The sequence below is a fragment of the Metabacillus malikii genome, assembly GCF_030813355.1.
GTDB classification, from domain to species: domain Bacteria; phylum Bacillota; class Bacilli; order Bacillales; family Bacillaceae; genus Metabacillus; species Metabacillus malikii.
The window spans coordinates 124,400-148,149 of the sequence record NZ_JAUSUD010000006.1; the positions used below are offsets into that span (position 1 = coordinate 124,400).

The 23,750-nt window shown below is 35.1% G+C and carries 27 protein-coding genes; all 27 read right to left on the minus strand.

Translation table 11 applies throughout. The annotated features are described in order from the left end of the window. Positions 1-270 (minus strand): flagellar biosynthesis protein FliQ, encoded by a 270-nt coding sequence (gene fliQ, locus J2S19_RS08280; protein ID WP_307339933.1) that lies wholly within the window; start codon positions 268-270, stop codon positions 1-3. Between the two features lie 14 nt (positions 271-284). Further along, positions 285-950 (minus strand): flagellar type III secretion system pore protein FliP, encoded by a 666-nt coding sequence (gene fliP, locus J2S19_RS08285; protein ID WP_307339938.1) that lies wholly within the window; start codon positions 948-950, stop codon positions 285-287. Continuing rightward, on the minus strand, positions 943-1,566 hold the full coding sequence (locus tag J2S19_RS08290) for a flagellar biosynthetic protein FliO (RefSeq protein ID WP_307339940.1): 624 nt from the start codon (positions 1,564-1,566) through the stop codon (positions 943-945). Before J2S19_RS08290 ends, fliP begins: the two co-directional genes overlap by 8 nt. 107 nt (positions 1,567-1,673) lie before the next feature. Further along, the gene (gene cheY / locus J2S19_RS08295; protein ID WP_307339943.1) at positions 1,674-2,036 is read right to left on the minus strand and encodes a chemotaxis protein CheY; all 363 of its coding nucleotides are present in this window, start codon (positions 2,034-2,036) and stop codon (positions 1,674-1,676) included. Positions 2,037-2,079: 43 nt separating this feature from the next. Continuing rightward, positions 2,080-3,309: a flagellar motor switch phosphatase FliY gene (fliY, locus tag J2S19_RS08300; protein WP_307339946.1), complete on the minus strand. Its 1,230-nt coding sequence runs from the start codon at positions 3,307-3,309 to the stop codon at positions 2,080-2,082. Next, positions 3,299-4,297 carry a flagellar motor switch protein FliM gene (gene fliM / locus J2S19_RS08305; protein ID WP_307339949.1) on the minus strand — a complete coding sequence of 333 codons (999 nt, stop codon included), beginning with the start codon at positions 4,295-4,297 and terminating at the stop codon, positions 3,299-3,301. Before fliM ends, fliY begins: the two co-directional genes overlap by 11 nt. 28 nt (positions 4,298-4,325) lie before the next feature. Then, entirely contained in the window at positions 4,326-4,751 is a 426-nt protein-coding gene (gene fliL, locus J2S19_RS08310; protein WP_307339952.1) for a flagellar basal body-associated protein FliL, read from the minus strand. Continuing rightward, positions 4,744-4,965, minus strand: coding sequence for a flagellar FlbD family protein (locus tag J2S19_RS08315; protein WP_307339955.1), 222 nt, complete (start codon positions 4,963-4,965; stop codon positions 4,744-4,746). The genes fliL and J2S19_RS08315 overlap by 8 nt, the downstream gene beginning before the upstream one ends. Positions 4,966-5,024: 59 nt before the next feature. Next, the gene (gene flgG / locus J2S19_RS08320) at positions 5,025-5,972 is read right to left on the minus strand and encodes a flagellar basal body rod protein FlgG (RefSeq protein ID WP_307339957.1); all 948 of its coding nucleotides are present in this window, start codon (positions 5,970-5,972) and stop codon (positions 5,025-5,027) included. A gap of 88 nt (positions 5,973-6,060) precedes the next feature. Further along, positions 6,061-6,435, minus strand: coding sequence for a TIGR02530 family flagellar biosynthesis protein (locus tag J2S19_RS08325; protein WP_307339960.1), 375 nt, complete (start codon positions 6,433-6,435; stop codon positions 6,061-6,063). A gap of 16 nt (positions 6,436-6,451) precedes the next feature. Next, positions 6,452-6,874 (minus strand): flagellar hook assembly protein FlgD, encoded by a 423-nt coding sequence (gene flgD, locus J2S19_RS08330; RefSeq protein ID WP_307339963.1) that lies wholly within the window; start codon positions 6,872-6,874, stop codon positions 6,452-6,454. Between the two features lie 12 nt (positions 6,875-6,886). Further along, the gene (locus tag J2S19_RS08335) at positions 6,887-8,980 is read right to left on the minus strand and encodes a flagellar hook-length control protein FliK (RefSeq protein ID WP_307339966.1); all 2,094 of its coding nucleotides are present in this window, start codon (positions 8,978-8,980) and stop codon (positions 6,887-6,889) included. 16 nt (positions 8,981-8,996) lie between these two features. Continuing rightward, complete coding sequence (locus J2S19_RS08340) at positions 8,997-9,602, minus strand: MotE family protein (protein ID WP_307339968.1); 606 nt, start codon at positions 9,600-9,602, stop codon at positions 8,997-8,999. 13 nt (positions 9,603-9,615) lie between these two features. Next, on the minus strand, positions 9,616-10,059 hold the full coding sequence (gene fliJ, locus J2S19_RS08345) for a flagellar export protein FliJ (RefSeq protein ID WP_307339971.1): 444 nt from the start codon (positions 10,057-10,059) through the stop codon (positions 9,616-9,618). Then, complete coding sequence (fliI, locus tag J2S19_RS08350) at positions 10,059-11,378, minus strand: flagellar protein export ATPase FliI (RefSeq protein WP_307339974.1); 1,320 nt, start codon at positions 11,376-11,378, stop codon at positions 10,059-10,061. Before fliI ends, fliJ begins: the two co-directional genes overlap by 1 nt. Positions 11,379-11,385: 7 nt before the next feature. Further along, positions 11,386-12,156, minus strand: coding sequence for a flagellar assembly protein FliH (gene fliH, locus J2S19_RS08355; protein ID WP_307339977.1), 771 nt, complete (start codon positions 12,154-12,156; stop codon positions 11,386-11,388). Beyond that, the gene (gene fliG / locus J2S19_RS08360) at positions 12,149-13,165 is read right to left on the minus strand and encodes a flagellar motor switch protein FliG (protein WP_307339980.1); all 1,017 of its coding nucleotides are present in this window, start codon (positions 13,163-13,165) and stop codon (positions 12,149-12,151) included. Before fliG ends, fliH begins: the two co-directional genes overlap by 8 nt. A gap of 14 nt (positions 13,166-13,179) precedes the next feature. After that, complete coding sequence (gene fliF, locus J2S19_RS08365) at positions 13,180-14,784, minus strand: flagellar basal-body MS-ring/collar protein FliF (RefSeq protein WP_307339982.1); 1,605 nt, start codon at positions 14,782-14,784, stop codon at positions 13,180-13,182. 77 nt (positions 14,785-14,861) lie between these two features. Continuing rightward, a complete protein-coding gene (fliE, locus tag J2S19_RS08370; protein ID WP_307339985.1) occupies positions 14,862-15,179 on the minus strand; it encodes a flagellar hook-basal body complex protein FliE in 318 nt (105 codons plus the stop codon). Positions 15,180-15,189: 10 nt separating this feature from the next. Then, positions 15,190-15,639, minus strand: coding sequence for a flagellar basal body rod protein FlgC (flgC, locus tag J2S19_RS08375; protein WP_307339988.1), 450 nt, complete (start codon positions 15,637-15,639; stop codon positions 15,190-15,192). A 2-nt stretch (positions 15,640-15,641) separates the two neighbouring features. Further along, complete coding sequence (gene flgB / locus J2S19_RS08380; RefSeq protein WP_307339992.1) at positions 15,642-16,031, minus strand: flagellar basal body rod protein FlgB; 390 nt, start codon at positions 16,029-16,031, stop codon at positions 15,642-15,644. A gap of 414 nt (positions 16,032-16,445) precedes the next feature. Then, positions 16,446-17,225 (minus strand): GTP-sensing pleiotropic transcriptional regulator CodY, encoded by a 780-nt coding sequence (codY, locus tag J2S19_RS08385; RefSeq protein WP_307339995.1) that lies wholly within the window; start codon positions 17,223-17,225, stop codon positions 16,446-16,448. A gap of 25 nt (positions 17,226-17,250) precedes the next feature. Further along, positions 17,251-18,651 carry an ATP-dependent protease ATPase subunit HslU gene (hslU, locus tag J2S19_RS08390; protein WP_307339998.1) on the minus strand — a complete coding sequence of 467 codons (1,401 nt, stop codon included), beginning with the start codon at positions 18,649-18,651 and terminating at the stop codon, positions 17,251-17,253. A 17-nt stretch (positions 18,652-18,668) separates the two neighbouring features. Then, positions 18,669-19,211 (minus strand): ATP-dependent protease subunit HslV, encoded by a 543-nt coding sequence (gene hslV, locus J2S19_RS08395; protein ID WP_307340000.1) that lies wholly within the window; start codon positions 19,209-19,211, stop codon positions 18,669-18,671. A gap of 24 nt (positions 19,212-19,235) precedes the next feature. Then, positions 19,236-20,147: a tyrosine recombinase XerC gene (xerC, locus tag J2S19_RS08400; protein ID WP_307340153.1), complete on the minus strand. Its 912-nt coding sequence runs from the start codon at positions 20,145-20,147 to the stop codon at positions 19,236-19,238. 60 nt (positions 20,148-20,207) lie between these two features. Continuing rightward, a complete protein-coding gene (trmFO, locus tag J2S19_RS08405; protein WP_307340003.1) occupies positions 20,208-21,518 on the minus strand; it encodes an FADH(2)-oxidizing methylenetetrahydrofolate--tRNA-(uracil(54)-C(5))-methyltransferase TrmFO in 1,311 nt (436 codons plus the stop codon). Between the two features lie 124 nt (positions 21,519-21,642). Next, on the minus strand, positions 21,643-23,718 hold the full coding sequence (gene topA, locus J2S19_RS08410; RefSeq protein WP_307340006.1) for a type I DNA topoisomerase: 2,076 nt from the start codon (positions 23,716-23,718) through the stop codon (positions 21,643-21,645). Between the last annotated feature and the right edge of the window lie 32 nt (positions 23,719-23,750).

The following is a 23,750-nucleotide window of genomic DNA, read 5'->3' on the forward strand; positions in this document are numbered from 1 at the left end:
TTATCCAACAAACCTATTCAAATTCCCAAAAATATCTTGTGCATAAGAAACTAATGTTGTAAGCATCCATGGACCAAAGAAAATCAAACCAAGTAAAACAGCAACTATTTTTGGTATAAATGCTAATGTTTGTTCTTGAATTTGAGTTGTCGCTTGAAAAATACTAACGACCAGCCCGATGACTAATGCTAACAGTAATAATGGACCACATATAATTAATACAGTATAAACTGCTTTTTCTGCTAGTGATATAACAAATTCTGAACTCATTATTCACACCCATTCTAAAAACTTTGTAATAATGACTTTATAATTAAATACCAACCATCAACTAATACAAATAGTAGTATTTTAAATGGTAACGAGATCATAACAGGAGGTAGCATCATCATCCCCATCGACATGAGGACACTTGCTACAACCATATCGATAACTAAAAAAGGAATAAAAATCATAAAACCTATTTGAAAAGCAGTCTTAATTTCACTAATCGCAAACGCTGGAACAAGTGCAGTTAATGGAATGTCTTCAATCGAAGACGGATTCTCAATTCCTGCATAATTTAAAAATAAGGCCAAGTCTTTATGCCTTGTATGTTTGCTCATAAATTCTTTAAATGGAACTGCTGCACGGTCATATGCCTCTTCTAAGTTTATTTCCTCATTAAATAAAGGCGTTAATGCCTGTTCATTAACTTCAGAAAATGTTGGTGCCATAATAAAGAACGTTAAGAACATTGCAATGCCGATTAGCACTTGGTTTGGCGGCATTGATTGAGTTGCAAGTGAAGTTCTAACGAAAGAAAGAACGATAATAATTCGGGTGAAACTAGTCATTAATATTAATATACTAGGGGCAATGGATAGCACTGTAAGTAATAATAGCAATCTTACAGAAGTACTTACACTCTCTGCGTCACTATTATTAAAAAACTCCATAAATTCATTCATTCTTGTCTAAACCCCTTCTTTTCACATCATCTAACTGTTTTGTTCTCTCTTTCTTGAGATTTTCTAACTGCTCATTAAAAGCTTTTGAAAAGGGAATACTTTTCGTTTTTTGGGAATGATTTTGTCTATTATGATTTGCGTTAAGCATTGTTGTAACTTTTTTCATTAAATCCTTTGGAGCGACCATTTGTTCCTGTTTTAGTTCATGGGATTTGATAAATTCAATTCTTTCATGCTCATCGTCAATTTCCTTTAGTAGAGAAATGGACTCGCCAACCCCAACAACTAAAACTCGTTCTCCAACTTTCACCATTTGGATAGACTTGTTTTGTCCAAGGCTTGTTCCACCTAGATTCACAATTGCTTGTCCCTGATTAATGAAGCGATTCCTCTTAGTCACAAACTTTAATAAGAAATAAACTAAAGCAAGAACAAATGCCAAGGCTACAAACATCTTCATGAAGTCAAAAACAGTGACACCTAATGACTCATTTTCTACATGATTTTGTTTATCTTCCTCAGTTTCGGTTTCAGCGCTGTTTTCTATATTATCATTTTCCTTTTGTATATTTGATTGCTCTTCTTTATTCAAATTTTGCCAAACACTATCGTTCATTGATTCCTCCGCAAGTACTACTTGAGAAGCTTGCGGAGAAAGGAATATGAATAAAAAGGATACAATTATGAAGGAATATCTTCTTAGAAGCAATTTCACTCCACCTTTTAACTTAATGTTTTCCCAATCGCCTCTAATACACGGTCAGCTTGGAAAGGTTTCACGATAAAATCTTTAGCACCAGCTTGGATAGCATCAATAACCATAGCCTGCTGCCCCATTGCTGAACACATGATGATTTTTGCATTAGGGTTAATATTTTTTATTTCCTTAAGTGCAGCAATCCCGTCCATTTCAGGCATTGTAATGTCCATTGTCACTAAATCTGGTTGGTGCTCTTTGTATTTCTCAACTGCTTGTGCACCATCTGCTGCTTCTGCTACTACTTCATAACCATTCTTTGTTAAAATGTCTTTAATCATCATTCTCATAAATGCCGCATCGTCAACGATCATAATCTTGTGTGCCATAGTTTCCCACTCCTAATACTTATAATAATTTATTTATCTATATTTATTTTAACTTATTTAACCGCTCTGTTTGACTAACAATATCTGTCACTCGAACACCAAAGTTCTCATCTATAACGACTACTTCACCTTTTGCAACAATTTTGCTATTAACTAGGATATCAACAGGCTCACCGGCAAGTTTATCCAGTTCAATAATTGAACCTGATGATAGTTCTAATATTTCTTTAACAGAACGCTTTGTTCTACCAAGTTCTACGGTTACTTTTAAAGGTATATCAAGTAGCATATCGAGATTTTGAATATCCTGTTGCTGATATTGTACTGGCTCAAATGCTGCAAAATCTGCAGGTTTAACATTTACAGTTGGTTGTGATTGTTGTCTACCATAATTAGCTTGTTGTTGAGTTTGACCATGATAAGATGAATTACTTGGTTGCTGAGCATATTGTTGTGATTGTTGTTGGCCACCGTGCATTTGTGAAGGCTCTTGATAATGCTGCTGTACAACATTTTCAACATGTTCTGGAACAACCTCTTTAACCGCTTCAGCTGTAACGGCAACTTCTTCTTGTGGATTTATCAACTCATCAATTAATTTTTTCGCAAAGTGTAGTGGTAGTAGTTGCATGATATTTGAGTCGATGAGTATCCCAATTTTTAATCGAAATGAAACTTGAACGAACAAATCCTCATCAGGAATTGTTTTTGCATCTTCCATATCATTGGCATCTAGTAATTCAACGCTCGGAGGTGAAATATCAACTTTCTTATTAAATACTGTCGACATTGATGTTGCTGCAGAACCCATCATTTGATTCATTGCTTCTTGAACAGCACTTACTTGAATCTCACCGAGCATTTCATCAGGATTTGTTCCGTCACCACCAATCATCAAATCAGCAATAATTGCTGCATCGCTTTGTTTAATCACTAATAGATTGCTACCTGAGAAACCTTCTGTATAATTGACTTCAATCGCAACATATGGATGCTGAAACTGGTCACCAAGCTTACTCTTTTGTACAACAGATACACTAGGAGTCGTAATCTCTACCTTTTGCTGCAATAGTGTGGATAAAGCTGTAGCCGAACTACCAAAGGAGATATTTCCTATCTCTCCTATTGCATCTTCTTCCATTTCACTGAAATAATCTCTAATATTTAACTTTTCATCTTCCGTTTTTCCTTCAGGAGTATCGCTGTCATCACTTCCTGCTCCTTTTAATAGAGCATCTATTTCATCCTGAGATAACATGTCATTACTCACCATCCTCGTCACCTCTTGATAAGTGGTCAATAATTTGAACCGCTAATTTTTTGTTTAATTTTCCTGGTTGTCCAGTAAACTTTGGCTTATCACCTATTTTAACCACTAATGGTTGATCGATGGAGCGTTCTAATTGAATGACGTCACCAATTTGCAACTGAAGGAACTCTTGAATCGACAACTCAGAGGATCCTAGTTCAGCAGAAATTGGGATGTCTGCTAACTTAATATGTTTCTTAAGAGCATCAATCTCATCAGGCTTTGGCTCTTTTCGGTCTGATTGCATCCAATAATGAACAGATAGTCTTGGAATAATTGGTTCTAAGACAACATGTGGAATACATAGGTTAATCATCCCACTTGTTTCACCAACTTGTATATTTAATGAAATAACAACAACTGTTTCATTAGGTGATACCATTTGTAAAAACTGGGGATTAACTTCAAACTCTTCCATGAATGGTTCAATCTCAACAATTGAATCCCATGCTTCCTGATAATTATCGAGTGATTTTTCAAAAATATTGGAAATAATCTTCGTTTCGATCTCTGTCAAGTTATCAATTTTATTCATATTTGAACCTATTCCACCCATAATTCGATCCATCATAGCGTATGCTATATTAGGGTTTACTTCCATTAATACTCTGCCTTCTAATGGTCTCATTTCAAACACATTAAGAACAGTCATTTTTGGGATTGAACGAATAAATTCTTCATATGGTAATTGATCGACTGATCCTAATGTAATTTGTATATAGGTTCTTAACTGAGCAGAAAAATAAGTTGTCAATAATCTTGCAAAATTATCATGTATCCGCGTTAAACTTCGGATTTGGTCTTTAGAAAATCGAAGTGCCCGTTTAAAATCATAAACCTTCACTTTTTTACTAGACTCTTCTTTTTTCAGCTCGTCCGCGTCCATCTCACCAGTTGATATCGCAGACAGCAAGGCATCAATTTCATTTTGTGATAATATATCACCAGCCAAAGTTCTCACCTCCTAGCTATTTTCTATGTTATTGAAGGATATAGGAAGTGGTATATACCTTATTGACCTTGCCTTCTTGCATTAATTTATTAGTCTTCTCTTTAATTGATTCTTTCAGTTTATTCATACCTTCATTACCATTTAACTCATCCGCTGTCATGTTTGCTAACTCAGCAATAATTAAGTCACGAACTTGAAATTCCCGTTGCGCTAACTCTTCTTTTGCTTTCGTTGAATCTGTTTCAATTTTAAATGACAACCGTACTATATTTCCACTGGATATATTTGTAGTTATCTCAGGAATGTCTACTGATGCCTCTACAATCTCTTTCGCAGTAGGTACTTTCGGTTCATCTTCTCCCATAAATTTCATAACAACGACGAGTGCAGTAACACCAATTAGTGTTATTGATACAATAATGACAAGCATAATACTAAGTAATTTCTTATTCATGTTCCAAAACCTCCGAGCCTTTACTTACGGACAGAACATTTATATTTCTATAAAATAAAGTCATCTTATCAATAACTTCTTGCTCTGGCTCTTTAACAACATATTTATGACCATTCGTTAAGGTAATTGTAGTATCTGGAAATGACTCAATAACTTCGATATAAAGTGCATTCAATGAGAACACTTTTCCATTTAATTTCGTTAGCTGTATCATTTAACTAGTGAGACTGACTGTCTGAATGATCTTCATTCAGCCAGCCTCATGCCCCCTTATTAACGTTTTAGTCCCATTAATTCTTGTAATACTTCATCTGATGTTGTAATAATTTTTGTATTAGACTGGAATCCACGTTGTGCTACAATCATGTCTGTGAATTCTTCTGCTAAATCAACGTTGGACATTTCAAGTGCACCTGAAATGATTGAAGCTGTTCCGTCTTGACCCGCAATAGATAGTTCGCCTAGTTGAACACCATCATTATTTTTATCAACAGTTCCAGAGTTATTGGATTCTCTATAAAGATTTCCCCCCGCCTTAACTAATCCACCTTCATTAGCAAAGTTAACAACTCTAATTTGACCTGCAACATTTAATTCACCAGCAGCGTTGACAAATTCGACAGTTCCATTTGGTCCAATGCTAAAACTTTGTGCATCTAATGGAACTTGGATTAGACCAGCGTCATTACTAGGAGCTGTTCCAAAACCTGTAGCAGTCTTTTCAGCTGCAGCACCTATTACATACATCCCTTCTGCAGTAACTAAATACCCTTTATCATCTAAGTAAAAGTTACCTGCTCTTGTATAATTTAAATCGATTGCATCATCTATATTATTTCCTGTTATTTTATTATTTCCAGTTTGTCCATCTGTATCAATGTTGACTGCAGCAGCGTTTTTGATAGTACCAACTACAAACATTCCATCACCATTAAGTGAAAGGTCCAAAGTTCTTGAAGTCATCTGTGTGGAACCCGTCGTATGAATCGTATCAATTGAAGCTAATTGAGAACCTAAGCCGACTTCTTTGGCATTTGTTCCAGCTCTCCCGCCATTTGCACCGTTAGCACCTGTTACCTGCTGACTAAATATATCAGAAAAAGTTGTACGTGATTTCTTAAAGCCATACGTATTTACGTTAGCAATATTATTACCAATTACATCTAATTTTGTTTGGAAATTTTTCATCCCACTGATTCCTGAATATAATGAACGTAACATATATATTTCTCTCCCTTTAAATAAATAATATTTTTTAGTTGCTTCTGTCAGTTCACAACTAGCAGCTTCCGCATTGCGGTCCAGCCGGTTAATCCATAATAATAGCACCTGTAATGTTCGTGAATAATTGAGATTTAGCTTCTTCCCTATCAAGCGCAGTAATAACTGTACTATTTTGCGCATTTATAATTAGTGCTGCATCATTGACCAAAACAAGTGAATCATTAACCCCTTTTAATCGTGCCTCGTTAACTTTTTCTTTAATAGAGGCCCAATCATCATCAGAGAGGACAATGTCTCTTTGAGTTAATCTCTCTTGAGCGTGTTTGCTAATCTTCAGCTGGATATTCGTATCGTGAAGATTATCGCTCAGTAAATGTTTAAATGATATTTTTTGCTGTCCACATTTAGTGAAGTCATTATGTGGCTGATATTGATTTATGTGATTTATATTTATTTTCATAACACTGTTAAACCTATTATTCTTCTAATTTACTAACTTTAGTTACAAGACTGCTATTAATTTCTTTGCCACTTTCAAGCTCCAACATAATTCCAGCTTCAGTTTTCTTAATGGATTTTATAATGCCAGAACCTGATTCTGCATCACTTTTCCATTCAATGTTTTTCCCAATCATTTCGGAATATTTTAGTAACGAATCTCCTGATTGGAGATTAATGAATTTCTCTAGCGTACTTGCCATATTAGTCGTTTGTTCAAGGGTTGAAAACTGTGCCATCTGTGCGATGAATTCTTTATCTTCCATCGGATTTAAAGGGTCTTGATTTTGTAATTGAGTCATTAGTATTTTTAAAAACTCATCTTTTCCCAAGCTTGAGTTACCTGTTGTTTTCCTGTTTTGAACATTTGTTAACAATAAATTTGGATCAATCGTTGTCATTATCGTCCCTCCTTAAACGGATGTATTAAGTACCTCATTTAACGAATCGATAAAGCTTGTGTTTTCCTCAACATCATCGTCAGTTTGGGACTTATCTAAGTGTTGTTGTTTTTGTTCCTTTTGTTCAGATTGCTCTTTACTAGCATTTTGTTGCTGTTGGGTAGGTACCTCAAATCTCTCAATTTCTATTTGTACGTTAGGTAGTACTTGCTTTAACTGATGTACACTATGATCTAACAGTTCTTTTGCCGAATTTGTAGATGTGATAATTTTCGCAACCATTTCACCATTTCTTTGCACTAGCTTTACTGTTAATGAGCCAAGGTGATCAGGATTTAATCTAATCACTAAGCGATTTGCTCCATTTGGCATCTGTGCAAATCTACTTGTCCTAAAAGCTTGTACGAGCTGATGACTAAATTCTTGTCTCTGTGGTTGTTCAAATTTAGCTTCTCCTGTTTTAGAACTATCTGTTTGATTAAATTGGCTTAACTCTATTGTAAACTGTTGTTCTTTTAGATTTGATGAAATAATCTCTCCTGAAGCATTAGTTAAAGGAATCGATTGATTACTTTGACTAATGCTAGTAAAACCTTGCTGTCCCGCCTCTTTTGAAATCAGTCCTTGACTACTATCGGAATTGACCAATTCTTCTTCAGATGTGCCATGATAATTGTTGGAAAAATCGTTGATTATTTTCTTTAAATCTGAAATCTTCAACAATAAATTGGGTTCAGCATTAGCAATAGAACTAGCCAAAACCCCTTTAGCAAGATAATCAGTTGGTTTAATCTTATTAACTAATTGTTTTAGTTCTGTTAGTACAGATATCAATTTCTCATAACCATTTTCTTGGTTTACCTGTTTGTAATTCACAGAACTTATATCATTATTCATAACTGTTGACAGCGTATTATTTGAAAATGTCAACGTCATTTGGTCGATTCTACTATGTGATGTATTCAGCAATGAATCTTTTAGATTAGTTAATAATGAAGTTATTTGTAAGAAATTTTCCTCTATCTTCCCAAATGAACTTGTTTGTTGATAGTCTCGTTTCTTAATCTCCTCAGTCATAAAGGAAGACAATTCATTAACAAGTGTTAGATTCTCACCTTCAATAGTTCCACTTACATCCCGAAAGAACGCTAATAAACTTGCTATACCCTCATTTATTTTAGTGAAATTCAATTTATTAACGACAGACATATCTTGATTATGTTGCTCGAATTTATTTAAGTGAGATGTTTCATTGTCATCAATATATTGACTTGTCAGTTGGTTAAATAGTTCACTTAAGGCTGACAAATCAAGTTTGTTGATTATCATCTTCACATCCTTAGGTAACATAGGATCAACCGTATCAAGCTTGGATATGATATCACTTTTATTAACTACTTGTTTTGATTCGGATATAAGTGAGGATGTAGATAACATTACATCTAGTTTGTCGAACCTGTTATTCACATCTTCGTAAAACCAATTATTTAGTATAATTTGACCCTCTAATTTAGTTCGGTCAGATTGATTTAATTGTTCTAATCCTGATATGATATCATCTACACTCGATGAATCAATTACCTGGTAACTTGAGAACTCCTTGTTTAACATATGATTAATGTCATGTAACAAAGGCCCTTTCATACTTTCCGAATTGTCCTCTAGTGCAATCATCATTGTAAGCACATTAATTAGACTAGGATTGTCTTCAATGTTCTCCATTAATTCATCAACATTGTGTATCTTTGACGACTGATCGTTTATATTGGTTAAAAGTAATTGTCGAATCTCACTATCTTTGTCACTATTCATATTTTTTATATTTTGATGAATAGTTGAAAAATTTATGTTTAAATCTACTCCATTTTGGGTATCGTTAGATATAAGCTTTTTTAATTTATTCATTACACTATCTAAATCTATATTAGTTTGCTCAACTTGTTTTGGATTGAGGTCCACTTGCGTCGTTTCTTTAGTTGAGTTCGTTAATAGATTAGAAGTTTTTAATAAGAGTTGATTAAACGAGTTATGATTGGCTTGAGCTTTCTTATTTAATTGACCATCACTAGGCTGGTTCATTAATTGAGAAAGTGCTGCTATATTCACTTATTCACCTCCTTTCCTATTCAGATGTAGATGCTAATAAATTTGTAAACTTAACTGCATCTTCAACAGCCATTTTAGACAATATGTCACCAACTTGTTTATCGTTTAAAGAAGTTAAGATTAACATTGCATCATTCTCATTTAAATTCGGAATGATTTCAGCCGCTTTTTTACTAGACATATTGTTGTATAATTTTGATATATCTTTTGCATTTGTTTCAGATTCAGAATTCGTTATTTCCTCTAACTGTGCTTCTAAAGATTTAATTTCTTGTTGTAAATTTTGAATTTCACTATCTTTATTTGCTACATCTGATTCAAGCCCACTTATAATACTTGTTTGTTCATTGATCGTTTCTTCGAGTTTTTTCTTTTCTTCATTATGTCTGACTTCTTTTTTCGCCTCTAACTCTGCCTCATCAGCCTGTTTTTTCTCTTTTTCATCTACAATCAGTTTTTCAACTATAGGTACTTCTGCAAGAACAGCCTTTGTCTTTCCAAGTACATCAAAACCGGCAACTGACAGGATAATGACGACCAATGTAAATGTGAAGATTATAGGTATAAATATTACGAAGAAAAACCACTGGAATTTGCCGAATTCTTGCTTTTCGTTCTCCATTTGTTCTTTTCACCTAATTTCCTCTAAACATGTAAGATTGAATTGAAAGATCATCCATATGCTTATTTTCTGAATGATTTATTGAAAACGTATATTTCTGTTTTTGTTTTTCTTTTAATTTCTCATACTTTTTCACTTCTATGTTGTGCTGCATAAGTTTTACTTGTTTTTCATTCATACGGGTTCGTGTTACTTGAACAAGCTTTTGGTAATGTGATATTGTTTTCTCAAGGTTTGTGACAAATTGTTGATAATGTCTAATTTCTTGTACAGACATACCACCATTTAACTTCGATATTGTATTTTCCTCTAATTCTTCCTTTTGTTTCAGTGAATCAAAGAGCTTATGTGCAACATTTTCAAAGTCGTTTACAGACTGATTGTATTCTGCTAAAGATTTTTCCTTTTCGTTTTCTTTTATGTCCATGATTTTTTGAAAGCGAAATTGATATGACATTAAAACTCACCTTTTTCTACTAATTGTACAAGCGCATGAATACTTTGCTCGATTGTCACCTTATCTTCGACATTTTGTTTTAAAAACGAGACAATTTTCGGATAGTATTTTATTGCCTCATCAATTTCTCGTGATGAACCACGTTTATAAGCACCAATATTAATTAAGTCCTCTGAATTTAAATAGGTTGATAATAAATCTCGCAATTTTGTTGCAGAGACTTTATGTTCACTATCAACAATGTTGTTCATGACACGACTTATGCTTTTTAAAACATTAATTGCAGGAAATTGCCCTTTGTTTGCAAGGTCCCTGTCTAATACGATATGACCATCAAGTATTCCACGCACGGTATCGGAAATTGGCTCGTTCATATCATCACCATCTACTAGTACAGTATAAAAGGCAGTTATTGAACCTAGTTCATTCGTTCCTGTCCTTTCCAGCAACTTTGGTAAGATTGCGAATACTGAAGGAGTATAACCTTTTGTAGTTGGTGGTTCACCGACAGCTAATCCTATTTCACGTTGCGCCATTGCTACACGTGTTACTGAATCCATCATGAACATGACGCTTAATCCTTTGTCACGAAAGTATTCTGCTATTGCAGTCGCAGTGTATGATGCTTTTAATCTCATTAATGCAGGCTGGTCAGACGTTGCAACGATTACTATCGACCTTTTTAATCCTTCAGGGCCTAAATCACGGTCGATAAATTCCCTTACTTCTCGACCACGTTCACCAATTAATGCAATAACATTTATATCTGCATTAGTATTCCTTGCAATCATTCCCATAAGAGTACTCTTACCAACACCACTACCAGCGAATATACCGACACGCTGTCCCTTGCCTACCGTCAAGAGACTATCGATCACTCGAACACCCACTTCTATTTTTTCATGAATAGGTGGTCTCTTCATTGGATTTGGCGGTGATTGGTCAGTAGGGACGTACGTTAACCCTCTTGGCAATGCAGAATCATCTAATGTCTGTCCAAACGCATCGACAACTTTACCAACCAATCCTGCTCCAACCTTGACTTTTAACGGAGCATCAGTCGCTTCCACAATACTCCCTGGAGCAATATCAGTAACTTGGTAATATGGCATTAGAAGTACATTTTCATCTTTAAAACCGACTACTTCTGCCGGTATCTTTTCCTGTTTATTCACACCTGTATAGATGTAGCATAAATCACCAATTGAGCTATTAGGTCCTCTTGACTCAATCATCAAACCGACTACTTTGTTCACTTTTCCGTAACGTTTATAGGAATCTAAGTTGTTAATTGTTCCAAGCAAGTCATAGGCTCTCAATTGGTTCTCACCCCTCATCAAGGATTTGCAATAGCTGTTGTTTAAGTTGCTGTAATTGTGTATCTACACTTACATCAATTCGACCAAACGAAGACTCAATGTAACATGCATCCTCTTCTAACTCTACATTTGCATAAAAGCTCAAATCAGTATCATTAGTTAGAAGCTGCTCTAGCTCATTCTTTTGACTTAACACGAATTCATATAGGGCTGGATGAACAAAGATTTTTATATTCTTATAGTCCTTTACTTCTTGAAGACCTTGTTTTACTAATGAAAGGAAGTTATCTGCTGAATCATCAATTTTTTGCGCGATTACCTTCTCTGCAATATTTATTGCTAAAGATAAAATGACACTTTCTGCAGCTTGAATTTTTTCATCAAACTCACGTTTTGATAATTCTACAATTCTTTGAGATTCAGAAATTAAATCCTCAAATTGTGTGATCGCATCCCTTCGACCTAGCTCAAGGCCTTCCGCATATCCTTCTTGCCGAGCTTGTTCTAGCATTTGTTCTCTTTCCAAATGCCAATTTGAACGTTCTTCCTCGAGATTGTTTAGAATGGTTTGATACTCAGTTTGAGCAGATGCAATGATTTGTTCAGCCTCTTTCTTTGCGGTTTCAATTAGATAATTATTCTGTTTTGCAATTTCCGGGTCTATTTGTTCAGCATCATTAAATTTTTGTAAGAATAGCTTTTCAGTAGGAAGTACGGAAATTGTTTGCTTTTTCTCTTCATCTTTAAAAGCAAATTGAGACTTTATTAGCCTAGACAATAATATCATCTCCTCCACCACGAGCAATGACGATTTCACCAGCTTCTTCAAGTCTTCTTATCACACCGACAATTCTTGATTGTGCTTCTTCAACATCTCGTAAACGTACTGGTCCCATAAATTCCATTTCTTCTTTAAATGTATCCACCATACGATTGGACATGTTTTTAAACACGACATCGCGAACTTCTTCACTTGCTACTTTAAGTGATAGCATTAAATCATCATTTTCGACATCGCGTATTACTCTTTGAATTGCTCGATTATCAAGCGTAACAATGTCTTCAAAGACAAACATTCGCTTCTTAATTTCTTCCGCGAGTACTGGATCTTGAATTTCTAGTGAATCAAGAATCGTTCTTTCAGTTGATCGGTCAACACCATTTAAAACCTCGACAACTGCTTCAATACCACCTGTTTGTGTGTAATCTTGAGTAACAGTCGATGATAGCTTCCGTTCGAGTACTTGTTCAATCTCGTTAATGATTTCAGGTGATGTACGGTCCATCATCGCAATTCTTCTTGCAACATCCGCTTGGAGCTCTTGCGGTAATTCAGATAGTATCTGTCCTGATTGACTTGGTTCTAAATAGGAGAGAACTAATGCAATAGTTTGCGGATGTTCATTTTGAATAAAGTTCAAAATTTGTGATGGATCAGCTTTTCTAGCAAAGTCAAAAGGTTTCACCTGTAAAGATGAAGTAAGTCTATGAATGATGCTCGATGCTTTTTCTTCACCTAATGCTTTTTCTAACACCTGTTTTGCGTAGCCGATACCACCTTGTGAGATATAATCTTGAGCCATTGCGATTTCGTGAAATTCTTCAATAATTTCTTCCTTTTTATTTGATTCCACTTTCCTAACTCCAGAAATCTCTAATGTAAGTTTCTCAATTTCTTCTTCTGACAAATGTTTATAAATCGAGGCAGAAACTTCTGGGCCTAAAGAGATTAAGAGAATGGCAGCCTTCTGCTTACCTGTTAATGTTTGATTTTCTTTTCTAGCCATGTAATCTTAACCTCCTATTCCTCTGAAATCCAACTACGTAGTAATTTTGCAAAATCTTCAGGTTTTTCTTTTGCCATCTTTTCAAGTTGTTTTTTACGAACTGTTCCCTCTGTTTCTACCTCATCATTTATATCTTGAAGATTAATAGGTGTTTGAATTGATTCCTCAAGTTCTTCAACTAACTCATCATCTGCTTGTTTTTTCTTTCTTATTAAAAGAATTATTAAAGCGATAATTGCTAAAACTAACACTCCGGCAACAATATAAACCCATAATGGGATAGTCTGTGTAGTCTCTGCTTCAGTCTCTTGTAATTTTCCAGCAAATTGTTGGACAGACACTACTACTTTCTCAGCAACCTCTTCCTCTGTTAAAGGTGCCTCGTTTTGGTCTTTGTTTATCGATGTACGAATAACTGTAGATAATATTTGCTGAATATCCTCTTCCCGTTGTGCTGTAAATGAACCTGGATCCTCAGGATTCGGCGGTTCTACCATTACTTGAATGCCAAGATCACGGATTTTATAAGGACTTTCAACGATTTGTTTGTTAATTCGATTTACCTCATTATTAATACGTTCTTCAATTCGTTCATAATCTCCATCACCAGAAGTTTCTGTCGTTGCTTCATAACCAGGTACGTCTTCTTGTCCTGTACCATTTACTCCACCAGCTGCTTGTGCTCCATTTCCGGTATAAGCTTCGGTAATTCTTTCTACACTAACCGCTATTCCTTCATCACTATCTTCAGTAACTGGTGAAACAAGACTTTCTTCTCTGGTTTCTTGAGTGAAATCAATATCCGTTGTTACAGCCACTACAACTTTATCTTGACCCATCATAGTTCCTAATAGCTTTTGAACATCTCTTTGTATATCTTGTTCAATTTGTGCTTTAATCTCCTGTTGGGAAGCATAGTTGCCTCCAACACTCGAATTATTTCCATTATTAAGGTCGTAATAATTAAAGTTTTGATCCATAATGACGATATTATCAGTAGAAAGACTTGGCACACTTTTTGATACTAAGTGAAAAAGTGCATTGACTTTATCTTGGTCAAGTTGTGCACCAGGTTTTAAATCTAATACAACAGATGCTGATGAACCTTCTACCTGTTCTCCAACAAATACAGACTCCGCTGGCAGGTTAATCATTACTTTCGCATCATTAACCCCATCAATTCCCTTCATTAAATTCGCTAATTCTGTTTGCGTCGCCTTTAACTTGATAACATCAAATTCTTTATCAGACATTCCAAAACCAGAATTTTGTCCAAAGAAGGAATAATCAATTGTACCTGAATCAGGAACACCTTCAGCTGCTAACTCAACCATTAAGGTGTCAACCTGCTCTTTAGGAACTGTAATAGTTGTACCGTTGTTTGTTATTTCAGATTGTATTCCTTTACTATCTAATGTTTCCTTTATTTGCCCTGTTTCAGCTGGAGTTAAATTAGAATATAACGGAACCAAATTAGGCTTTGAAATAAAGTAAGTAAAAACCCCAGCAACAACGAAAAATAATAGGAGACCAGATAGAATTAACGATTTTTTCAATGTAGAATTACGTTGCCACATTTCCGTAAACTTTTGCCACGATTTCTGTAATTTCTCATTCATTCCATAAAGTCCCCCGGTCTAGATGTCATTGAATGTAGTAACCTTAACCTATAAACCGTTAAGATTAAAGGTTGGTGCTACACTTGCATCCTCATCATTTCTTGGTATGCTTCAATTGCTTTATTACGCACCTCTACAGCAAGTGTCATTGTTACACTTGCTTTTTGTGCAGTTATCATTACATCATGAAGTTCAACATTTTTTCCTGAAGCAAGAGCTTCCGTCATTTTATCAGATTCAACTTGTGATTTATTTACTTGGTCAATTGCTAGTTTCAATGAATCAGAGAAACTTGTTTTATTTGTTAACTGAGAACTAAGCTTCGCTTTCTGTTCAGTTTGTATACTATTAGTGTTTATTTGAAAAGGGCTTATACCATTTAAACCATTTATCATGTCATTTCACCTATTTCCCAATTTCTAATGCTTTCATTAGCATACCTTTTGTTGCATTCATTGCAGTTACGTTTGCCTCATATGACCTTGTACTACTAATTAAATCCACCATTTCCTTTAAGGGATCGACGTTCGGCATTGCCACGTAACCTTCTTCATTAGCATCCGGATGTTCCGGATCATAAATTAGTTCAAAAGGCGTTTCATCCTCTACAACATTCGTGACTTTTACACCATTTGATTTATCACCCGTGCCCATAGCCTTATTTAAGTAAGATGAGAATTGATTCCCCTGTGGTTGAGTCACAACCATTTTCCTACGATAAGGCTGCCATTCACCATCAACGAATTCACCACGTGTCGTATCCATATTCGCCATGTTTGATGAAATAACGTCCATTCTAAGCCTTTGTGCCGTTAGGGCTGACGCAGATGTATTAATAGATTGAAATATAGACATTCTTAATTTCCACCTTTTATAACAGTTTTTAACGAGTTGAATTTACTACTTAAACGGTCAATTAGGGCATTATATTGAATTTGATTCTTTGCCATTTCAGTCATTTCTTTATCAATATCAACACTATTGCCATTTTGTTGATATGCTGTTTGATTGCTCGTTTTAATTTGATATCCTCGTGTTGTGCCGCTAAACTCAATATGTTTCTCATTTGTCTTAAACGCATGTAGCCTATCAATTTCACCATTTAATGTATTTTGAAAGCGAACTTCTTGCGCTTTATAATTTGGAGTGTCAACATTTGCAATATTGTTAGATATTACTTTTTGCTTAGTTACAGATTGGCCGATCGCACGTTCTAAAGTACTAATTGAATTTGAAAATAGATTCATAGGTTTCACCTCTATCGTAAATAGCTTAAATCATTGTGTCGAATCATGTAGTACGTAAGTTTTATTGTATGAAATTATAGTAATAAAGTCTATGAACTCTTATAAAAAAAAGTCGAAATTACACTTTTTAGATAAAATAAGTAAAATAGTCCTATATATATTCACTAGAATCTTAGTATATTGGCAAAGAAGGATTTCATATGTTGCGGGGTTTTAAACTCTATATACAAAATAACACATATTTCGACAAATATAGATGAAAATTTTTTTCCAATTTTCGATTATGACTCAAAATATTTCAATTTAGAGTATATTTTTCATACTATCTTACTAACTAAACGGTAAATAAAAAAAGACTGCCCGAGTGTATTAACTCAGACAGTCACCTTATATTCACAAGTTGTTCCATAATTATTAGTTCGTTTTAAGCTTTTCTAACTCAATAAGAAATTTGTCATTCAGCACTTTAATATATGTCCCTTTCATACCTAGAGAACGTGATTCAATAACACCAGCACTTTCTAGTTTTCGAAGTGCATTGACGATGACAGAACGGGTAATACCAACTCTGTCAGCTATCTTACTAGCAACTAACAAACCTTCATTACCATTTAATTCTTCAAATATATGTTCAATCGCTTCTAACTCACTATAAGATAATGAACTAATTGCCATTTGAACAACAGCCTTACTTCGTGCCTCTTCTTCAATTTCTTCTGATTTCTCACGAAGTATCTCCATCCCAACAACAGTAGCACCGTATTCTGCAAGAATTAAGTCCTCATCTAAAAACTTTTCTTGAACACGTGCTAGAATTAATGTACCTAGACGTTCTCCGCCACCAATAATTGGTACAATTGTTGTCAATCCATCTTTAAATAATTCACGATTTTCTACCGGGAATGCTGTATACTCACTATTCACATCAATATTTGAAGATGTTTCTGTAATATTAAATAGATTGTTTGTATATTCTTCTGGAAATTGACGATCTTCTAACATCTTTTTCATACGATCATTTTCAATTTGTTGATTAACTGCAAATCCTAATAACTTACCCCTGCGACTAACAACAAAGATATTTGCTGTAATTACTTCGCTAAGTGTTTCTGACATTTCTTTAAAGTTAACTGGTTTACCCGCAGCTCTTTGAAGCATCGCATTAATTTTACGGGTTTTTTGTAATAGAGCCATGAATGGTTCCTCTTGTATTAAGTTGTTATAATATAAATTGACTTAAGTCTTTATTTTTTGATATTTCCCCTAATTTGTCTTCTACGTATTGTGGGGTAATTACAATTTTCTCTAAATTTATATCTGGTGCTTCAAATGATAAATCTTCTAATAAACGTTCAAGAATTGTATGTAATCTTCTCGCACCAATATTATCCGTGTTTTGATTGACATCGTGTGCTACTTCAGCAATCTTACGTATAGCATCGTCAGAAAATTCTAATTGTATACCTTCTGTCTCAATTAATGCCTCGTACTGCTTTAATAGAGCATTATCGGGTTCAACTAAGATTTTAACAAAATCGTCCACACTTAATTTTGTTAACTCGACACGAATTGGAAATCGACCTTGTAGTTCAGGTATTAAGTCCGATGGTTTCGCAATATGGAATGCCCCTGCGGCAATGAATAAGACATGGTCTGTTTTTACAGAGCCGTATTTTGTTACAACAGTGGAACCTTCAACGATTGGTAAAATATCACGTTGGACACCTTCTCGAGAGACATCCGCAGATCCACCTTTCGATTTTCCAGCAATTTTATCAATTTCATCTATAAAAATCATACCAGTCTGTTCTGCACGAATGATCGCTTCTTGTGTCACTTCATCCATATCAATTAACTTACTAGCTTCTTCATTAGTTAAAACTTTCCTAGCCTCACGGACAGTGAGTTTGCGTTTTTTCTTACGTTTTGGCATTAAACTTCCGAGTGCATCTTGCATATTCATTCCCATTTGTTCCATACCAGAACCTTGAAGCATGTCAAACATTGAAGGCTGTTGTTCATCAACCTCAATTGTTACATAATAATCCTCTAATTCACCTAGAGCTAGCTGATGAGCTGTGCGTCTCCGTTTTTCTTTAATACTAGTTTCATCATCGTTCACATCGTCTTGCTCGCTCGTCTGGTTTGTAGCACCGCCAAATAGCATTTCTAATGGATTTTTCGCTGTTGCTTGCTTCTTTTTACCAGGAACTAGTAATTCTACTAGTCGTTTGTTTGCATTTTCTTCTGCTACTGCTTTTACATCAGATATTTTCTCTTCCTTGACAAGACGAACGGCTGTTTCAACTAAGTCTCTTACCATAGATTCAACGTCTCGGCCTACATAACCAACCTCAGTAAATTTAGTTGCTTCTACTTTTATAAATGGTGCTCGAGTTAACTTAGCAATCCTTCTTGCTATTTCTGTTTTCCCAACACCCGTTGGACCAATCATGAGAATATTTTTTGGAACAACTTCATCACGTAATTTGTCATTCAATAAACTTCTTCGATAACGATTTCGCAATGCGACAGCAACAGCTTTTTTAGCTGCCTTCTGTCCAACAATAAATTGATCTAAGCGCTCAACAATTTGTTTCGGTGTAAGTTCTTTACTCAATGCAATAGCCTCCTCTATTAAAGTTCTTCAACAATAATATTTTGATTGGTATATACACAAATTTCGCCTGCGATCGTTAAGGCATTTTTAGCAATTTCTTTCGCAGTTAAACTTTCACCTGAAAACCTTTTCAATGCTCTACCTGCTGATAAAGCATAGTTACCGCCAGATCCAATTGCTAATATTCCATCATCTGGTTCAATTACTTCTCCAGTACCCGATACTAGTAATAAATGCTCTTCATTCATAACTATTAACATCGCTTCAAGCCTTCTTAATACTTTGTCACTACGCCATTCTTTTGCTAGTTCTACTGCAGCCCGTTGCAGATTACCATTATATTCTTCAAGTCTGCTTTCAAATAACTCAAATAGTGTGAAGGCATCTGCTACTGAACCGGCAAATCCGGCAATCACTTTTCCGTTGAAGATTTTACGAACCTTTTTAGCTGTATGTTTCATTACAACTGCATTTCCAAAAGTCACTTGACCATCACCAGCCATTGCAGCTTTTCCTTTATGATGAATAGCAAATATAGTCGTTGCATGAAATTGAGTCAATTTTTATACCTCCTAAGATCTTCATTATGCACGGGGATGATGCCTCATGTACGTTCTTTTTAAATGGTCCTTCGTAACGTGAGTATATACTTGTGTTGATGATAAATGAGCATGACCAAGTAATTCTTGTACACTCCTCATATCTGCACCTTCATTCAATAAATGTGTTGCAAATGTATGTCTAAACATATGAGGATGTATCTGCAATGTTAAAGATGTTCTTTTTATCATATCATTAAGGATGTAACGGATTCCTCGATCTGATAATGGTTCTCCTCTATTATTAACAAATAAGTAAGAATGATGTTTAGCTTGATTTAGCTTCCCCAATAGTTTATCTCGTCCTTGTCTTATGTACAATGAAATTGCATCATGTGCGTAACTACCAATTGGGACATAGCGCTGCTTTCCACCTTTTCCATTGATGAGTATAGTACCGATTGACATATCAATATCTGTTAATTGAATTTGACAGCATTCACTCACACGAATTCCTGTACCATATAAGACTTCTATTAACGCTTGGTTTCTTTGCCCCAGCGGTTTCTCACAGTCGGAGATCGTAAATAGCTTATTTATTTCTTCTTCATAGAGGAAGTTCGGTATAATCAATTCTCTTTTCGGCAAGGATACGAGTAAAAAAGGATTATCGCTCAGTGCATTTTCCCTCACAAGAAACTTAAAAAAACTCCTAAGAGAGGATATTTTCTTAGATATTGTCCTTCTAGAATATTTTTTAGTATGTAACGTTGTTAAGTATAGACGAATATCATGATATGTAATGTCTTTAAGCTGATGAATTACTTGCTCATTCATAAATAAAAAAAAATCTTCAATATCAGATACATAGCTCACAACTGTATATTGTGAGTAATTTTTCTCTATTTGTAAATATTCAACAAACAAATGTAAATAAACCTTAACATTTTCCAATATATACACCTCACAAGGGCTACTAAATGTTATCATACCTTTAGTAGCCCTTGCAAATGATTTCTATAAAGTTTTCGAAATTTTTTGAATTGTTTCTAGCGCACGATTTGCATGCATCTCATTTCTCTCTTTTTTCCCTTTTATCCGAACAGGTAAATCAGCAAAAATACCGAAGTTAGCATTCATTGGTTGGAATGTTTTTGCGTTCGTATTTGTAATATAATGTGCCATACTTCCGATCGCTGTTTCATTTGTAAATTCAACAAGTTCTTTCCCCTGGACAAGTCTTGCTGCATTAATACCAGCAACTAATCCTGATGCCGCCGATTCTACATATCCTTCTACTCCAGTCATTTGACCAGCAAAAAACAAATCTTCACGCTCTTTATATTGATACGTCGGCTTTAAAAGTTTTGGAGAATTTATAAAAGTATTTCGATGCATGACACCATACCTTACAATTTCCGCATTCTCAAGTCCTGGTATTAACGATAATACCTCTTTTTGAGGCCCCCACTTTAAATGAGTTTGAAAACCTACAATGTTATAAAGTGTACCTGCTGCATCATCCTGCCGTAGTTGTACGACTGCATAAGGTCTTTTCCCCGTTTTTGGATCTTCTAAACCTACTGGCTTAAGAGGTCCGAATAACATTGTTTTTTTACCTCTTTGTGCCATTACTTCAATGGGCATGCAGCCTTCGAAGAAGATTTCCTTCTCGAATTCTTTCAATGGGACGGTTTCTGCTGAAATTAATGCTTCATAAAACCGATCAAATTCTTCTTCTGTCATCGGACAATTTAAGTAAGCTGCTTCCCCTTTATCGTAACGGGACTTTAGATATACCTTATTCATGTCAATACTATCTTTTTCAATGATTGGAGCTGCTGCATCGTAAAAATATAAATACTCTTCACCAGTTAATGAAGCTAATTGTTCAGATAACTTTTTTGAAGTTAATGGACCAGTTGAAATAATCGTTGGTCCTGATGGAATTTCTGCAACCTCTTCATTAAAAACTTTTACATTTGGGTGCCCTTTTACCATTTCTGTTACCTTTGCAGCAAATTCGTGGCGGTCTACAGCTAATGCTCCACCTGCTGGAACCGCACATTCATCTGCTGCTTTAATGATGACAGAATCAAGATATCTCATCTCTTCTTTAAGAACACCTACCGCATTTGTCAGTTGGTTAGCTCGTAATGAATTACTACACACTAATTCTGCAAATTTATCTGTGTGATGAGCAGGTGTTTGCTTCACGGGTCTCATCTCGTATAAATTTACTTTAATACCTCTTTTTGCTAATTGCCATGCAGCCTCACTACCCGCTAAACCAGCACCAATTACATTTACTACAACTTCATTATTCATTTATTTTTATACCCTCCATGCTGTTAAAAATGCACCAGTTCAACTTTTCATGTGCATTAAAAATCTGATCATTTTACAATCTAAATTCCTATGATGTGAAAGAGGTGAGCTGAAAGTGGCTCACCTACTTTTGTTGTTCTTCCTTATAATCACACTCAACACATTGAACTTGAACACCTTTTTTCAACTTCTTCTCTACTAGCATTTGATTACATTTTGGACAACTTCTCGCTACAGGTTTATCCCACGATAGAAATTCACATTCCGGATAATTACTACAGCCATAGAAAATTCTACGTTTCTTCGATTTTCGTTCAACGATTGAACCGTCTTTACAGCTTGGACATTCCACACCAATATCTTTCACGATAGGTTTTGTATTTCGACAATCTGGAAAGTTTGAACAAGCCATAAATTTCCCGTATCTTCCCATTTTATAGACCATTGGATGGCCGCATTCTTCACAATCAATACCTGCCGGTTCATCCTTTATTTCAATCTTTTCCATCTCGTTTTCTGCTTTTTCAAGTCTAGGTAAAAAATCTTTATAAAAGTTATCAATAATTTTTTTCCACTCGATATTGCCTTCTTCTACTTTATCAAGATTTTGTTCCATATTAGCAGTAAACTCTACATTTATTATTTCCGGGAAGAATTCCATGATTAATTCTGCAACAATTTCTCCTAACTCAGTCGGGATAAACCGTTTATTGTCTAGGGATACATAGCCCCTTTTTTGAATGGTATCTAATGTTGGAGCGTATGTTGATGGACGACCAATCCCTAATTCTTCAAGAGTTTTAACCAATCTTGCCTCTGTATACCGTGGAGGAGGCTGGGTAAAGTGCTGAGTTGGCTCAATATCCTTAGAAAAGACCTCGTCTCCTTCTTCTAAATCTGGTAACATCCGGTCCTTTTCCTCTGTTTGGTCGTCGTTCCCTTCTACATACACTTTCATAAACCCTGGGAATTTCACTTTCGACCCTGTCGCTCTAAAGATTACACCATTATTTGATAAATCAACACTCATAGTATCTAAGATAGCTGAAGCCATTTGACTAGCTACGAAACGTTCCCAGATTAATTTATATAATCTTAATTGATCTCTGCTTAAAAACGTCTTTAAAGATGCTGGCTCACGTAATGTTGATGTTGGTCGAATGGCTTCATGTGCATCTTGCGCATTTGTGTTCTTCTTTGCAGATTTTGCTTGAGCACCATGAAATTCTTTACCAAATTTATCTTCAATATAACTAGCTGCCTCGACTTGAGCCGTTTCTGAAATACGTGTCGAATCCGTTCTCATGTAAGTGATTAAACCAACAGTACCATCTTTTCCTAATTCGATACCTTCATATAGCTGCTGAGCAATCATCATTGTCTTTTTAGCCCGAAAATTAAGTTTCCTTGCTGCTTCTTGTTGTAGAGTTGATGTTGTAAAAGGAACAGCTGGATTTCGTTTACGTTCCTTTTTCGTTACTTTATCAACATGAAAGGTGTTGCCTTTTATTTCATTTAAGATAGATTTCACATCAGCCTCTGATTTTAATTCCCGTTTTTCACCGCCAATACCATAAAAGGAAGCATCAAATTCTTTCTGCCCTTTTAAAAATTGACTATCAATAGACCAATATTCTTCGGGTACAAAATCATTTATTTCTTTTTCTCTATCGATAATTAATCGTACTGCAACCGATTGAACTCGACCTGCACTTAATCCTTTTTTGACTTTCTTCCATAGTATAGGACTAATCTTATATCCGACAAGTCGATCAAGAATTCTGCGCGCTTGTTGTGCATCCACCAAATCCATATTTATTGATCGTGGTGATTTAAAAGATTCTTTTATCGCATCTTTAGTTATTTCATTAAAAACGACCCGACAGTCAGAATGTACATCTAAATCTAAACTATGAGCTAAATGCCAAGCAATCGCTTCCCCTTCGCGATCCGGGTCAGCTGCGAGAAAGACTTTTTTTGCTTTTTTTGCTGCTGTTTTTAGCTCTTTAAGTACAGAACCTTTACCACGAATCGTAATATATTTCGGTTCGAAATTCTCCTCAACATTCACACCTATTTGACTCTTTGGTAAGTCACGTACATGTCCCATTGAAGCTTTTACTTTATATTTTTTTCCTAAGTAACGTTCAATCGTTTTTGCTTTCGCAGGTGATTCAACGATGACTAAATAATCCGCCATGCATATATCCTCCTTAAGAGGTATTCTCTCTT

Bases quoted from the DNA above. Each gene is read 5' to 3' on its own strand.
- fliQ (WP_307339933.1), bottom strand. From the start codon at position 270: ATGAGTTCAGAATTTGTTATATCACTAGCAGAAAAAGCAGTTTATACT.
- fliP (WP_307339938.1), bottom strand. From the start codon at position 950: ATGAATGAATTTATGGAGTTTTTTAATAATAGTGACGCAGAGAGTGTA.
- J2S19_RS08290 (WP_307339940.1), bottom strand. From the start codon at position 1,566: ATGAACGATAGTGTTTGGCAAAATTTGAATAAAGAAGAGCAATCAAAT.
- cheY (WP_307339943.1), bottom strand. From the start codon at position 2,036: ATGGCACACAAGATTATGATCGTTGACGATGCGGCATTTATGAGAATG.
- fliY (WP_307339946.1), bottom strand. From the start codon at position 3,309: ATGGTGAGTAATGACATGTTATCTCAGGATGAAATAGATGCTCTATTA.
- fliL (WP_307339952.1), bottom strand. From the start codon at position 4,751: ATGAATAAGAAATTACTTAGTATTATGCTTGTCATTATTGTATCAATA.
- J2S19_RS08315 (WP_307339955.1), bottom strand. From the start codon at position 4,965: ATGATACAGCTAACGAAATTAAATGGAAAAGTGTTCTCATTGAATGCA.
- flgG (WP_307339957.1), bottom strand. From the start codon at position 5,972: ATGTTACGTTCATTATATTCAGGAATCAGTGGGATGAAAAATTTCCAA.
- J2S19_RS08325 (WP_307339960.1), bottom strand. From the start codon at position 6,435: ATGAAAATAAATATAAATCACATAAATCAATATCAGCCACATAATGAC.
- flgD (WP_307339963.1), bottom strand. From the start codon at position 6,874: ATGACAACGATTGATCCAAATTTATTGTTAACAAATGTTCAAAACAGG.
- J2S19_RS08340 (WP_307339968.1), bottom strand. From the start codon at position 9,602: ATGGAGAACGAAAAGCAAGAATTCGGCAAATTCCAGTGGTTTTTCTTC.
- fliJ (WP_307339971.1), bottom strand. From the start codon at position 10,059: ATGTCATATCAATTTCGCTTTCAAAAAATCATGGACATAAAAGAAAAC.
- fliG (WP_307339980.1), bottom strand. From the start codon at position 13,165: ATGGCTAGAAAAGAAAATCAAACATTAACAGGTAAGCAGAAGGCTGCC.
- fliF (WP_307339982.1), bottom strand. From the start codon at position 14,784: ATGAATGAGAAATTACAGAAATCGTGGCAAAAGTTTACGGAAATGTGG.
- fliE (WP_307339985.1), bottom strand. From the start codon at position 15,179: ATGATAAATGGTTTAAATGGTATAAGCCCTTTTCAAATAAACACTAAT.
- flgC (WP_307339988.1), bottom strand. From the start codon at position 15,639: ATGTCTATATTTCAATCTATTAATACATCTGCGTCAGCCCTAACGGCA.
- flgB (WP_307339992.1), bottom strand. From the start codon at position 16,031: ATGAATCTATTTTCAAATTCAATTAGTACTTTAGAACGTGCGATCGGC.
- codY (WP_307339995.1), bottom strand. From the start codon at position 17,225: ATGGCTCTATTACAAAAAACCCGTAAAATTAATGCGATGCTTCAAAGA.
- trmFO (WP_307340003.1), bottom strand. From the start codon at position 21,518: ATGAATAATGAAGTTGTAGTAAATGTAATTGGTGCTGGTTTAGCGGGT.
- topA (WP_307340006.1), bottom strand. From the start codon at position 23,718: ATGGCGGATTATTTAGTCATCGTTGAATCACCTGCGAAAGCAAAAACG.